This is a genomic window from Streptomyces sp. CNT372 (assembly GCF_000377145.1).
In genome coordinates this window covers 105538-118572 of record NZ_KB897781.1, presented here as the reverse complement: position 1 = coordinate 118572, position 13035 = coordinate 105538, and the positions used below count along the sequence as shown (strand labels likewise).

Below are 13035 nucleotides of genomic sequence, written 5' to 3'. Positions count from 1 at the left end.
ACATGAACATCCAGTCGAGGGCCGGCCGTCCCGGGCCCGTTGCGACGGACCCCGTCAGAACGCTCAGCAGAAGCGCTCAAGCAGCAGCTCAAGCAGAAGAGAGCCATTCATGGACTTCCTTCGTCCCGCAAGCTGGGAGGAGGCGCTCGCCGCGAAGGCGGAGCACCCCACAGCAGTGCCCATCGCGGGCGGCACCGATGTGATGGTCGAGATCAACTTCGACCACCGCCGGCCCGAGTACCTCCTGGACCTCAACCGCATCGGCGAGCTCACCGAGTGGGAGGTCGGCGGCGAGAGCGTCCGGCTGGGTGCCTCCGTCCCGTACACGAAGATCATGGAGCACCTGCGCGCCGAGCTGCCCGGTCTGGCGCTCGCCTCGCACACCGTCGCCTCCCCGCAGATCCGCAACCGCGGCGGCGTGGGCGGCAACCTCGGCACCGCCTCCCCGGCCGGTGACGCGCACCCGGCGCTGCTCGCCGCGGGCGCCGAGGTCGAGGCCGAGTCGGTGCGCGGCTCCCGGCTCATCCCGATCGACGAGTTCTACACCGGGGTGAAGCGCAACGCCCTCGCCCCGGACGAGCTGATCCGCGCCGTGCACATCAGGAAGGCCGACGGGCCGCAGCAGTACTCCAAGGTCGGCACCCGCAACGCCATGGTCATCGCGGTCTGCGCGTTCGGCCTGGCCCTGCACCCCGAGACCCGGACCGTGCGCACCGGCATCGGCTCCGCCGCGCCCACCCCGGTCCGCGCCCGCGAGGCGGAGGACTTCCTCAACGCCGCCCTGGACGAGGGCGGCTTCTGGGACAGCGGCGCCATCATCACCCCCTCGATCGCCAAGCAGTTCGCGGAGCTGGCCTCCGGCGCCTGCAACCCGATCGACGACGTGCGGGGCACGGCGAAGTACCGCCGCCACGCCGTCGGCATCATGGCCCGCCGCACCCTCGGCTGGACCTGGGAGCAGTACCGCGGCACCGCCCGCACGCTGGAAGGAGCGGCATAAGCATGCGCGTCAACTTCACCGTCAACGGACGCCGCCAGGAGGCGGACGACGTCTGGGAGGGCGAGAGCCTCCTCTACGTGCTGCGCGAGCGCCTCGGCCTGCCCGGCTCCAAGAACGCCTGCGAGCAGGGCGAGTGCGGCTCCTGCACCGTCCGCCTGGACGGCGTCCCGGTCTGCTCCTGTCTCGTCGCCGCGGGCCAGGTCGAGGGCCGCGAGGTCGTGACCGTCGAGGGCCTCGCCGACTTCGCCAGGCAGCGTGAGCAGCGCGCCGAGCACGGCGGCTGCGCCACCGGCGCCTGCGGCTCCGGCGCGCCCGCCGCCGGGGGCACCAGCCTCCAGGACGCCCAGCAGTGGCAGGCCAGGGGCACCGACTCGCAGACCGGCGAGGGCACCGAACTCTCCCCGATCCAGCAGGCGTTCATCGACGCCGGCGCCGTCCAGTGCGGCTTCTGCACCCCCGGCCTGCTGGTCGCCGCCGACGAGATGCTGGAGCACAACCCCTCGCCCACCGACGAGGACATCCGCGAGGCCCTGTCCGGCAACCTCTGCCGCTGCACGGGCTACGAGAAGATCCTGGACGCCGTCCGCCTCGCGGCCGCCCGCCAGGAACGCCAGGGAGAGGCGGTCTGACCATCATGGCGCTGAATCCACGGGCCGCCACGGCCCCCGCCGGCACCCCGACCGAGGTCACCCAGGGCTCGCAGACCCGGGGCGGCATCGGCGAGTCCACCCTCCGCCCCGACGGCACCCTCAAGGTCACCGGAGAGTTCGCGTACTCCTCCGACATGTGGCACGAGGACATGCTGTGGGGCCAGATCCTGCGCTCCACCGTCGCGCACGCCGAGATCGTCTCCATCGACACCTCCGAGGCCCTGGCCCAGGCCGGCGTCTACGCGGTCCTCACCTACGAGGACCTGCCCACCGAGGTGAAGAACTACGGCCTGGAGATCCAGGACACCCCCGTCCTCGCCAACGGTGTGGTCCGCCACCACGGTGAGCCGGTCGCCCTCGTGGCCGCCGACCACCCCGAGACCGCCCGCCGCGCCGCCGCCAAGATCAAGGTGGAGTACCGGGAGCTGCCCGTCGTCACCGACGAGGCGTCCGCCACCGCCCCCGGCGCGCCGCTTCTGCACCCCGGCCGCGACGACCACCACGTGGGCCACGTCCCGCACCCCAACATCGTCCACCGCCAGCCCATCGTCCGGGGCGACGCCGACGAGGCCGCGAAGCGCGCCGATGTGATCGTCACCGGCGAGTACGTCTTCGGCATGCAGGACCAGGCCTTCCTCGGCCCCGAGTCCGGCCTCGCGGTGCCCGGCGAGGACGGCGGCGTCGACCTGTACGTGGCCACCCAGTGGCTGCACTCCGACCTGAAGCAGATCGCCCCCGTCCTCGGCCTGCCCGAGGAGAAGGTCCGGATGACGCTCTCCGGCGTCGGCGGCGCCTTCGGCGGCCGCGAGGACCTGTCCATGCAGATCCACGCCTGCCTGCTGGCGCTGCGCACCGGCAAGCCCGTCAAGATCGTCTACAACCGCTTCGAGTCCTTCTTCGGCCATGTCCACCGCCACCCGGCGAAGCTCTGGTACGAGCACGGCGCGACCAAGGACGGCAAGCTCACGCACATGCGCTGCCGGATCGTGCTGGACGGCGGCGCCTACGCCTCCGCCTCCCCGGCCGTCGTCGGCAACGCCTCCTCCCTCTCCGTCGGCCCCTACGTGGTCGAGGACGTGGACATCGAGGCGATCGCCCTCTACACCAACAACCCGCCCTGCGGCGCCATGCGCGGCTTCGGCGCGGTCCAGGCGTGCTTCGCCTACGAGGCGCAGATGGACAAGCTCGCCAAGGCCCTCGACATGGACCCGGTCGCCCTCCGGCAGCTCAACGCCATGGAGCAGGGCACCCTGCTGCCCACCGGCCAGCCGGTGGACTCGCCCGCGCCCGTCGCCGAGCTGCTGCGCCGCGTCAAGTCCCGACCGCTGCCGCCCGAGCGCCAGTGGGAGACCACCGAGGGCGCCGACGTCCGCGCGCTGCCCGGTGGCCTCTCCAACACCACCCACGGCGAGGGCGTCGTCCGCGGCGTCGGCTACGCGGTCGGCATCAAGAACGTCGGCTTCTCCGAGGGCTTCGACGACTACTCCACCGCCAAGGTGCGCATCGAGGTCATCGGCGGCGAGCCCGTCGCCGTGGTGCACACCGCGATGGCCGAGGTCGGCCAGGGCGGCATCACCGTCCACGCGCAGATCGCCCGCACCGAACTCGGCGTCACCCAGGTGACCATCCACCCCGCCGACACCCAGGTCGGCTCCGCCGGCTCCACCTCGGCCTCCCGCCAGACCTATGTCACCGGCGGCGCGGTCAAGAACTCCTGTGAGCTGGTCCGCGAGAAGGTCCTGGAGATCGGGCGCCGCAAGTTCGGCTCCTACCACCCGGCCTGGGCCACCGCCGAACTCCTCCTGGAGGGCGGCAAGGTCGTCACCGACGGCGGCGAGGTACTGGCCTCCCTGGCGGACGTGCTGGAGGACGAGGCCGTCGAGATCGAGGCCGAGTGGCGCCACCGCCCCACCGAGGCGTTCGACCTGCGCACCGGCCAGGGCAACGGCCACGTCCAGTACTCCTTCGCCGCCCACCGGGCCGTCGTCGAGGTCGACACCGAACTCGGCCTGGTCAAGGTGATCGAACTGGCCTGCGCCCAGGACGTCGGCAAGGCGCTCAACCCGCTGTCCGTCGTCGGCCAGATCCAGGGCGGCACCACCCAGGGCCTGGGTGTGGCGGTCATGGAGGAGATCATCGTCGACCCCAAGACGGCCAAGGTCAGGAACCCGTCGTTCACCGACTACCTGATCCCCACCATCCTCGACACGCCGACCATCCCGGTCGATGTGCTCGAACTCGCCGACGAGCACGCTCCCTACGGGCTGCGCGGCATCGGCGAGGCCCCCACCCTGTCGTCCACCCCGGCCGTCCTCGCGGCGATCCGGAACGCGACCGGGCTGGAGCTCAACCGGACGCCGGTACGCCCCGAGCACCTCACCGGCACCTGATCGCCCGGTTCCGTCGCGGCCCCCGGGCCGCTCCCGGGCCCGCGACGGAACCGGTCCGCACCACCGCAGAACCCGTACGACCGCACCACCGCAGAACCCGTACGACCGCACCACCGCAGTCACCGCAAGACCCCGCAGAGCACGTTCATCTCGGGCCGTCCCCCGGGTCGTGCAGCCGAAGCACCTTCCCAAATCCCGCCATCCACAATCTCCACGGCGGGTGCCCCTGTGAACCTTGGGAGTAGGCACCATGACCCAGCAGTCCACCGAGCCCCGGACGACGGCGGAAGACGCCGGCGCCGGCACGCGCCCGCCCGCCGGAAGATCCTGGCTCGACCGGTACTTCCACATCACCCGGCGCGGTTCCACCGTCGGGCGCGAAGTCCGCGGCGGCATCACCACCTTCATGGCGATGGCGTACATCATCCTGCTCAACCCGGTGATCCTCTCGGTCCCCGACGTCAACGGCGGTCGCCTCGACGGCGACCAGCTCACCACCGCCACCGCGTTCGCCGCGGCCGCCACCACGATCGTCATGGGCCTCGTCGGCAATGTGCCGCTCGCCCTCGCCGCGGGACTCAGCGTCTCCGCCGTCATCGCCTTCCAGGTCGCACCCGAGATGACCTGGGCGAACGCGATGGGCATGTGCGTGATCTACGGTCTGGTCATCGTGCTCCTGGTCGTCACCGGCCTGCGCGAACTGATCATGAACGCGATACCGCTCGCCCTGAAGCACGCCATCACGATGGGCATCGGCCTCTTCGTCTGCCTCATCGGCCTGGTCTCCGCCGGGTTCGTCACCTCCATGCCCGGACCGGGCGGCGTCGCCGGGGCCAAGCCCATCCAGCTCGGCACCCATGACATGCTCACCGGCTGGCCGGTCCTCTGCTTCTCGGTGACCGTGCTGCTGATCTTCGTCCTCCAGGTCCGCAGGGTCCCCGGCGCCATCCTCATCGGCATCGTCGGCGGCACCGTCTTCGCCGCCCTGGTCCACCAGTTCGCCGGGCTGGACCGCGACGCCTGGGGCGGGCTCAACGCGCCCGAGCTGAACGGCTCCATCATCAGCGCCCCCGACTTCGGGCTGTTCGGCAACGTCTCCTTCAGCGGCATCGGCGACATCGGCGGCATCACCGTCGGCGTCATCGTCTTCACCCTGGTCCTGGCCGGCTTCTTCGACGCCATGGGCACCATCATCGGCATCGGCCAGCAGGCCAACCTCGCCGACGAGAAGGGCAAGATGCCGGGCCTCAACCGGGCCCTGGCCGTGGACGGCGCGGGCGGCGCGATCGGCGGTATCGCCGGCGCGTCCGGGCAGACCGTGTTCATCGAGTCCACCGCGGGCGTCGGCGACGGCGCGCGCACCGGCCTCGCCAGCGTGGTCACCGGCCTCGGCTTCACCCTCTGCCTGTTCTTCACCCCGCTGGCCCAGCTCATCCCCTCGCAGGTCGCGGCGGCCGCGCTGGTCGTCATCGGCGCGATGATGCTGACCAACGCCCGGCACATCGACTGGACCGACTCGGCGACCTCCATCCCGGTCTTCCTGACGACCGTGCTGATGCCGTTCACCTACTCGATCACCGCCGGTATCGCGGCCGGTGTCATCGCCCACGTCGTCATCAAGGCGGCCCAGGGCAAGATCCGCGAGATCGGCTGGCTGATGTGGGTGCTCACGGCCGTCTTCCTGGCCTACTTCGCCCTCAGTCCGATCGAGGGCTGGCTCGGGGTCGGCTGACCGGCACCGCCCCCCGCACAGCCCACTCCCACACCGACACCGACACCGACACCGACACCGACACCGACACCGATTCCGACACCCGAAACCCGAGGAGAGACCCAGATGCTGGACATCGCCGAAGAACTCCACCGGTGGGTCGAGCAGGGACGCGCCTTCGCCGTCGCCACGGTCGTCGCGGTCGGCGGCAGCGCGCCCCGGCAGCCCGGGGCCGCGCTCGCCGTCGACAGCGAGGGCACCGCGATCGGCTCGGTCTCCGGCGGATGCGTGGAAGGCGCGGTGTACGAGCTGTGCACCCAGGCGCTCCAGGACGGCCGGACCGTCCTGGAACGCTTCGGCTACAGCGACGAGGACGCCTTCGCCGTGGGCCTGACCTGCGGCGGCGTGATCGACGTCCTCGTCACCCCGGTCCCCGCCGACGCCCCCGCCCGGGGGGTGTTCGCGGCCGCGCTGGCCGCCGCCGCCCGCGGGGAGGCGGCGGCGGTCGCCCGGATCACCGACGGACCCGCCGACCTGGCCGGCCGGGCCCTGCTCGTCCGGCCGGGCGGAGGATTCGAGGGCACCCTCGGCGGCCACCCCGAGCTGGACCGGACCGCCGCCGGGGAGGCCGCGGCCCTGCTGGACGCCGGCCGCACCGGCACCGTCGCCATCGGCGCGGACGGCTCCCGCTGCGGACAGCCCCTGACCCTGCTGGTCGAGTCCAGCGTCCCACCGCCTCGCATGATCGTCTTCGGGGCCATCGACTTCGCCTCCGCGCTGGTGCGCGCCGGCAAGTTCCTCGGCTACCACGTCACCGTCTGCGACGCCCGGCCCGTCTTCGCGACCCCGACCCGCTTCCCCGACGCGGACGAGATCGTCGTCGACTGGCCCCACCGCTACCTGGACGCCACCGCCGTGGACGGACGCACCGTGCTGTGCGTCCTCACCCACGACGCCAAGTTCGACGTCCCGCTGCTGGAACGCGCGCTGCGGCTGCCCGTCGCCTACGTCGGCGCGATGGGCTCCCGCCGCACCCACGAGGACCGCAACCGGCGCCTGCGGGAGGTCGGCGTCACCGAACTCGAACTCGCCCGGCTGCGTTCCCCGATCGGGCTCGACCTGGGGGCGCGCACCCCGGAGGAGACCGCGGTCTCCATCGCGGCGGAGATCGTCGCGACCCGGCGCGGGGGGTCGGGCGTCTCCCTCACCGGGGCACACACGCCGATCCACCACGACGGGCCGGACACGGTGGCGGGGCGCATCGGGTCGGTGGCCTGAGCCCGGCCGGGCCGGGCGACGCGCCCGGGTCCGCACGGCGGCTCGGCCCGCGCCCCGCGCCGGGCCCGCCCCGGGGCTGTGGGCGTCCCCGCCGCGTAATCCGCTACCGCCACGGCCGTACGCGGACCAGACTCGTCGTATGACGCACATCGTGAGCACCGGCACGGACATGGACGCGTTCCGGGACGCGGTCACCGCCTGGGCGGCCGGCGGTCCCGGCGGTCCCGACGGTCCCGGCGGCCCGGACGGAGGCGCACGTGAGCTGGCCGCCCGGCTGCCCGTCCGTACCGTCGTCCTCCTCGAAGGCCCGAGCGACGCCGCCGCGGTCGACGCCCTGGCCGGGGCCCGCGGCCGGGACCTGGCCGCCGAGGGCGTCTGCGTCCTGCCGATGGGCGGCGCGATGAGCGTCGGCCGCTTCGCCCGCCTCCTCGGCCCGGCCGGTCTCGGCCTGCGCCTCACCGGACTCTGCGACGAACGCGAACGCCCCTACTACGCCCGCGCCCTGGACGGGACCGGCGCCTCCTTCCACGTCTGCGCGGCGGACCTGGAGGACGAACTCATCCGCGTCCTCGGCGCCGCCCGGGTGACCGGACTGATCCGGGACGAGGGCGAGGTGCGCGCGCTGGAGACCTTCCTGCGCCAGCCCGCCCAGCAGGGCCGCGCCCCGGAGCAGCAGCTGCGCCGCTTCCTGGGCACCAAGAAGGGCCGCAAGATCCACTACGGCCGGGTCCTCGTCGAGGCCCTCGCCCCGGACCACGTCCCGGCCCCGCTGGACGCCCTCTTCGCGGACCTCCCGGCGCCCGGCCTCCGGACGCTCCGCTCCTGAAACCGCCACCGCCGCAACCGCCACGGTCACCGCCGCCCGCCGGACGCCGGGCTTCCGGACCCGCCCCCGGGACACTTCCGCCTCCGCTGAACGCCCGGGCGCCCCCGCCCGTACCACCCGTCGGCCGGGGCGGGCCCGCCGCCGGTGCGAGGAACGGGCAGCAGCAGGCAGTCCCCGGGAGGCATGTCGTGGCCGGCAGCAACGTCACCGCACTGTTCCGCGCGAGTACCGCGCACAGTCCCTCGTACTTCACCCTCAGCCGGGCGGGCGGGGCGGGCGGCGGGGAGATCACCGACTTCTGCATCCCCTGCAATCCGTACTTCCCCACACCCGCCATGTTCGACGAACTCGGCGCCCGGCTGCGGGACATCCTCACGTACTACCCGAGCAGCGCCGAGACCGTCACCGCCGAGCTGTGCCGGGTCCTCGGGCTCAACCCGCAGACCGTCGCGATGGGCAACGGCTCCACCGAGCTGATCACCTGGATCGACCACCTCCTCGTCCGCGAGTCCCTGGCCGTGCCGGTGCCGACCTTCGGACGGTGGACCGACCAGCCGATGGAGACCGGCAAGCGCGTCGACATGCTCCTGCTGCCCGAGGCGCGCGGTTTCGCCCTCGACGTGGACGCGTTCGTCCGCTTCATCCGCAGCCGGGGCTCGCGCGTCGCCGTCGTCTGCAACCCGAACAACCCCGACGGCGGGCTGCTCACCAGACACCAGGTCCTCTCCCTCCTCGACCAGCTCCACGACCTCGATCTGGTGGTCGTGGACGAGTCCTTCCTGGAGTTCGCCGACGAGGGGCCCGAGGTGAGCGTGGTCGCCGAGGCGGTCCTGAGGCCCAATGTGATCGTGCTGCGGAGCCTGGGCAAGAACTTCGGCCTGCACGGCGTCCGTTTCGGCTACCTCGTTGCCAACCCGGCCCTCGCCGGCCGGGTGCGGGCCGCGCTGCCCAAGTGGAACCTCAACTCCTTCGCGGAGACCGTGGTGTTCATGCTCGCCGAGCACGGCCGGGAGTACCTGCGAAGCCTGCGGCAGGTCTGCCGGGACCGCCACGACATGACCAGGACGCTCGCCCAGCTGCCGGGCCTCACCGTCTACCCCTCCCAGGGCAACTTCGTCTATGTGCGCCTGCCCGAGGGCGCCGACGGAACCATCCTGCGTGACCGGCTGCTCGCCGAGCACGGTGTCCTGATCCGCGAGTGCGGCAACAAGATCGGCAGCTCCAGCCGGTTCGTCCGGCTGGTGGTGCGTCCGGAGCCGGATGTGCGGCTGCTCGTCGGGGCGATGGAGCAGGTCCTCTACGGGCAGCGGGTGACGGCCCCGTCGCCGCCGCCGGTGCCGGAGGCGGCGGCGCCGATGCTGGCGGGGGTGCCGGCGGGGCCGGTGGCTGCCGTCGCCCCCAGGGGCGTGGCCGGGGCCGTGGCCGTGCCGCGCGCGGTCGCCCCCGAGTCCGTCGCCCCCGAGTCCGTCGTTGCCGGGCCGGTCCCGCCGGCCGCCGAGGCCGCCGCCCCCGCCGGCCTCGTCCCCCTGCCCCCACCCCTCCCCCTGCCCACTCCGGGCGCGGAACCCCAGGCCCCGGCGCGGCCCGGGCCGCCGCCGTCGTCCCCCGAGCCCGGCGTCGCCCGGCCCGGCCTGGCGCGGGCCATGACCGCGGGCTACAAGTCCTCCGGCACGGCGGCCGTCGACCGCCTGATCAACGGCACCTGAGCCGGACCGACCAGGGCGGGGGCCGGGCGGGACCGGGACCTCGTAGCGGACAGCCCCTGTCCGCCGGCCCCTGTCCGCAGGGCTCGGTAGCGTACGGCCATGGCGACGAAGACCTCGCACCCGCACCCCGTGCTCGGCACGCGCGCGCTCAACCGCGCCACGCTGGCCCGCCAACTCCTGCTGGAACGCGCGGACATGGACCCGGTGGCAGCCGTGACGCACCTCGTCGGACTCCAGGCGCAGAACGTCAAGCCGCCCTATCTCGCCCTCGCCGCCCGCCTCGACGGCTTCGACCCCGAGACGCTCTCCACCGCCATGGCCGACCGGACCGTGGCCCGGATGGTCACCCTGCGGTCCACCATCCACACCCACACCGCCGACGACTGCCTGGGCCTGCGCCCCCTCGTCCAGCCCGCCCGCGACCGCGAACTGCACCAGTTCCGGGGGCGGCTGTCCGGGGTCGACCTGCCGCGCCTGGCCCGGCTGTCCCGTGAACTCGTCGAGGAACACCCGCGCACCATGGCCCAGTTGCGGGACGCCCTGACCGTCCACTGGCCCGACGCCGACCCGCCCGCCCTCTCCGTCGCCGCACGCTGCCTCCTGCCGCTGGTCCAGGTCACCCCGCGCGGCCTGTGGGGGAGGAGCGGCCAGGTCGCGCTGACCACCGCCGAGCACTGGTTCGGCCGCCGGGCCGAGGAGACTCCGGACGCGGACGGCACCGTCCTGCGTTACCTCGCCGCCTTCGGCCCCGCCTCGGTGAAGGACTTCCAGACGTGGGCCGGCCTGACCCGGACGCGGGAGGTCTTCGAGCGGCTCCGCCCCGATCTCCTCGTCTTCCACGACGCCCGGGGCACCGAACTCTTCGACCTCCCCGACGCTCCCCGCCCCGACCCGGCCACCCCTGCCCCGCCGCGCCTGCTGCCCGAGTTCGACAACCTCCTCCTCTCCCACGCGGACCGCACCCGCGTCGTCTCCGCCGAGCACAAGCCCCGTACCTGGAAGGGCAACCAGGCTTTCCGCACCTTCCTGCTGGACGGCTTCGTCGCGGGCCTCTGGCGCACCGACACCACCATGTCCACGGCGGTCCTCACCCTGGAGCCCTTCATCCCCCTCACCCGCCCCCAGCGCACGGCCCTGGAGCAAGAGGCCCACCGCACCCTGACCCTCCTCCACCCGGACCTGCCGGGGGACGTGAGGGAGGGCGCGGTGCGCGACTGAACGGGCAGGCCGGGGGCGCGTCAGCCCAGTTCGGCCGTGTCCAGGTCGATGCCGAACGGCTCGGGCAGCCGGATCACCGCTCCGAACGGGTGAGGACCGTCGACCTTGGTGTAGCCCAGCCGCCCGGGCTCCCCGAACAGGGTGACGCTCTGCTCCTGGCGGTCGACCAGGAGGTAGAGCGGGGCGTGGTACTCGGCGTAGCGCCGTCGCTTGACGACGAGGTCGGTGTCCCGGTTGGACTCCGAGGTCACCTCCACCACGAGCAGGGTGTCCTCGGGCAGCAGGGCGGTCGCGCCCTTCGCCTGGGCCGCGGGGACGACCGCGATGTCGGGCACGTACCAGTTGGACGACCCGGGGAGGTCGAGGTTCCCCGACCCGGTCACGCATCCCAGCTCCCGGGCACGCGGGCGGATCTGGTCCCGGATCGACTCCGCCGCCGCTTCGTGGTCCCAGGTGGGTGTCACGGGTTCGATGATTCCCTCGATGATCTGGGCGCGGTCGCCCTTGATGTGCTGGACGGCGTACTTGAGAGCCCTTTCGGGATCCACATTGCCGTAGTCGGCGGCTGTGCTCATCGGCAGTCCTGTGGTCGAGGCCGGCCCCGGCCTGTTCGTGCATACCGTGACGGGCCGGCGCGCCGCCGGACCGTCCTCGTTCGGGAAGCGGAGTCCAGCGTATCCGGACCCGCGACGAGCCGGGTTCAACCGGCCGGCGCGGCCGGCGGCCGGACGCCGGACCACTGCTCCGCCCCGAACTCCTCGAAGCGCTCCCGCTCGGTGAAGCCCAGCTTCAGCGCGAGGCGCAGCGCGCGGGAGTTGGCGGTCCGGGTGCGGAAGACGACGGACCCGTGGGGAAGGGCGGTCGCGAACCAGGCGAGGGCCGCCGCGCACGCCTCGGCGGCGCAGCCGTGTCCCCACGCCTCCGGCAGGAACAGACAGCCGAGTTCGGCCGCCCCGGCGGACGGACCGAGGTGGCCCGGGCGGTCCGGGGTGCGTCGGTCGAGGGTGACCGTGCCGGTCATCGTGCCGTCGAGGTCGACCACGAAGAGGCCGGGGCGCCGCCCGGGTATCGCGGGTACCGCCCGTTCGAGGTCGGCCCGGGGGCGGGGGCCGCCGAGGTACGTGCCCACCTCCGGGGAGGCGAACAGCTCGATGAACCGCGGGCGGTCCCGGGCCTCGGACTCGCGGAGGAGGAGCCGCTCGGTCCTGATCGGGGCGGGGGGCCAGGCGACGAATCCGGGTCCGGTCACGGTGGGCAACCCTACGGCAGGGCCCCCGCCCGCCGGGCCGCCGTCACCGCCTCCAGGCGGGTGCGGGCGCCGAGTTTGCGCATCGCGGAGCGGAGGTAGCTCTTGACGGTCTCGGGGCGCAGGCCCAGCCGGGCCGCCGCCCTCGCGTTGGTCGTGCCGGTGGCGACGCAGGCGAGGACGTCCAGCTCGCGCGGTGTCAGGGCCACCCCGCCGAGGCCCGGGCCCGCGGGGCCGCGGGGTGCGGAGGCCGTGGCCAGGCGGCCGCAGACCGCGAGGAGTTCGTCCCGCAGGGCCGGGTCCGTGATGCGCGGGGCCAGGGCGCGGAGGGCGCCGTGGGCCTCGCGGACGGTCTCCCACGCGCCCGGCGGAACGCCCTCGGCAGGGGCCGCCGCCCCGGCCGCCGCGAGAAGGGCCCGCGCCTCGTCCCCGGCCGCCGCACGGACGGCCCGCGCCTCGTCCGCGACGGCGAGCGCCTGCTCCACGTCCCGCGCCGCCGCCGCCACCGCGTCCAGCACCCGGTCGCCGAGGACGTGCGGGCTGCGCAGCGCCCCGTAGAGCACACCCCGGACCGTGCGCCGCACCACCACCGGCACGGCCACCACCGAGCGCAGGCCCTCCGCCGCCACCGGCCCGTCGTAGTCGTGGGTGATGGTGCGCGCCTCGGGGTAGTCGGTCACCGCGCACGGCCGGGCCAGGGCCATCGCCCGGCCGCCGAGCCCGTTGCCGCCCCGGATCGCCAGCCCGCGCAGTGCGCCCGTCTCCGCACCCGTCAGCGCGGACAGCCGCAGCGGCCCGCCCGGCCGGGCACCGGCGGGCAGCAGCCCGCCGAAGGCGACGGGCAGGCCGGTCGCCCGCCGCAGCCGCAGCAGCGCCGCCCCCAGCTCGACCGCTTCGACGGATCCGGTCACGCGTTGTACCTCCTGCCGGCCACCGTCGGCCGCCTTCCGGACGACACCCCCGTCCGGGGGTGGTGAGACCCGCGTCACCGATTACACGATGGCGGCGTC

General features: G+C 73.7%; 11 protein-coding genes. 8 read left to right on the top strand and 3 right to left on the bottom strand.

All coding sequences use genetic code 11. The annotated features are described in order from the left end of the window. Positions 1-109 precede the first annotated feature (109 nt). The 8 genes from C593_RS0113390 (at position 110) to C593_RS0113355 (ending at position 10779) form a co-directional block, all read left to right on the top strand. Entirely contained in the window at positions 110-1000 is an 891-nt protein-coding gene (locus tag C593_RS0113390) for an FAD binding domain-containing protein (RefSeq protein WP_026277657.1), read from the top strand. 2 nt (positions 1001-1002) lie between these two features. Further along, positions 1003-1629: a (2Fe-2S)-binding protein gene (locus tag C593_RS0113385; RefSeq protein ID WP_018847799.1), complete on the top strand. Its 627-nt coding sequence runs from the start codon at positions 1003-1005 to the stop codon at positions 1627-1629. Positions 1630-1634: 5 nt separating this feature from the next. Beyond that, positions 1635-4040, top strand: a complete 2406-nt coding sequence (locus tag C593_RS0113380) for a molybdopterin cofactor-binding domain-containing protein (RefSeq protein ID WP_018847798.1) — start codon at positions 1635-1637, stop codon at positions 4038-4040. Positions 4041-4290: 250 nt separating this feature from the next. Further along, on the top strand, positions 4291-5772 hold the full coding sequence (locus C593_RS0113375; RefSeq protein WP_018847797.1) for an NCS2 family permease: 1482 nt from the start codon (positions 4291-4293) through the stop codon (positions 5770-5772). Positions 5773-5877: 105 nt separating this feature from the next. Further along, positions 5878-7029 carry an XdhC/CoxI family protein gene (locus C593_RS0113370; RefSeq protein ID WP_018847796.1) on the top strand — a complete coding sequence of 384 codons (1152 nt, stop codon included), beginning with the start codon at positions 5878-5880 and terminating at the stop codon, positions 7027-7029. Between the two features lie 139 nt (positions 7030-7168). Next, positions 7169-7855 carry a TOPRIM nucleotidyl transferase/hydrolase domain-containing protein gene (locus C593_RS0113365; RefSeq protein WP_018847795.1) on the top strand — a complete coding sequence of 229 codons (687 nt, stop codon included), beginning with the start codon at positions 7169-7171 and terminating at the stop codon, positions 7853-7855. A 188-nt stretch (positions 7856-8043) separates the two neighbouring features. Continuing rightward, positions 8044-9561: a pyridoxal phosphate-dependent aminotransferase gene (locus tag C593_RS0113360; RefSeq protein ID WP_018847794.1), complete on the top strand. Its 1518-nt coding sequence runs from the start codon at positions 8044-8046 to the stop codon at positions 9559-9561. 99 nt (positions 9562-9660) lie between these two features. Next, positions 9661-10779, top strand: coding sequence for a winged helix DNA-binding domain-containing protein (locus C593_RS0113355; RefSeq protein ID WP_018847793.1), 1119 nt, complete (start codon positions 9661-9663; stop codon positions 10777-10779). 20 nt (positions 10780-10799) lie between these two features. On the opposite strand, the gene C593_RS0113350 is transcribed toward C593_RS0113355, so the two are convergent. The 3 genes from C593_RS0113350 to C593_RS0113340 all read right to left on the bottom strand — a co-directional run bounded on the left by C593_RS0113350 (position 10800) and on the right by C593_RS0113340 (position 12936). Continuing rightward, positions 10800-11354: a Uma2 family endonuclease gene (locus tag C593_RS0113350; protein WP_018847792.1), complete on the bottom strand. Its 555-nt coding sequence runs from the start codon at positions 11352-11354 to the stop codon at positions 10800-10802. 125 nt (positions 11355-11479) lie between these two features. Continuing rightward, the gene (locus C593_RS0113345) at positions 11480-12028 is read right to left on the bottom strand and encodes a GNAT family N-acetyltransferase (RefSeq protein ID WP_018847791.1); all 549 of its coding nucleotides are present in this window, start codon (positions 12026-12028) and stop codon (positions 11480-11482) included. Between the two features lie 11 nt (positions 12029-12039). After that, positions 12040-12936: a helix-turn-helix domain-containing protein gene (locus tag C593_RS0113340; protein ID WP_018847790.1), complete on the bottom strand. Its 897-nt coding sequence runs from the start codon at positions 12934-12936 to the stop codon at positions 12040-12042. Positions 12937-13035: the final 99 nt, after the last annotated feature.

Excerpts from the sequence above, each read along its gene's own strand:
- C593_RS0113380 (WP_018847798.1), top strand. The coding sequence starts at position 1,635 with ATGGCGCTGAATCCACGGGCCGCCACGGCCCCCGCCGGCACCCCGACC.
- C593_RS0113385 (WP_018847799.1), top strand. The coding sequence starts at position 1,003 with ATGCGCGTCAACTTCACCGTCAACGGACGCCGCCAGGAGGCGGACGAC.
- C593_RS0113365 (WP_018847795.1), top strand. The coding sequence starts at position 7,169 with ATGACGCACATCGTGAGCACCGGCACGGACATGGACGCGTTCCGGGAC.
- C593_RS0113375 (WP_018847797.1), top strand. The coding sequence starts at position 4,291 with ATGACCCAGCAGTCCACCGAGCCCCGGACGACGGCGGAAGACGCCGGC.
- C593_RS0113355 (WP_018847793.1), top strand. The coding sequence starts at position 9,661 with ATGGCGACGAAGACCTCGCACCCGCACCCCGTGCTCGGCACGCGCGCG.
- C593_RS0113350 (WP_018847792.1), bottom strand. The coding sequence starts at position 11,354 with ATGAGCACAGCCGCCGACTACGGCAATGTGGATCCCGAAAGGGCTCTC.
- C593_RS0113390 (WP_026277657.1), top strand. The coding sequence starts at position 110 with ATGGACTTCCTTCGTCCCGCAAGCTGGGAGGAGGCGCTCGCCGCGAAG.
- C593_RS0113370 (WP_018847796.1), top strand. The coding sequence starts at position 5,878 with ATGCTGGACATCGCCGAAGAACTCCACCGGTGGGTCGAGCAGGGACGC.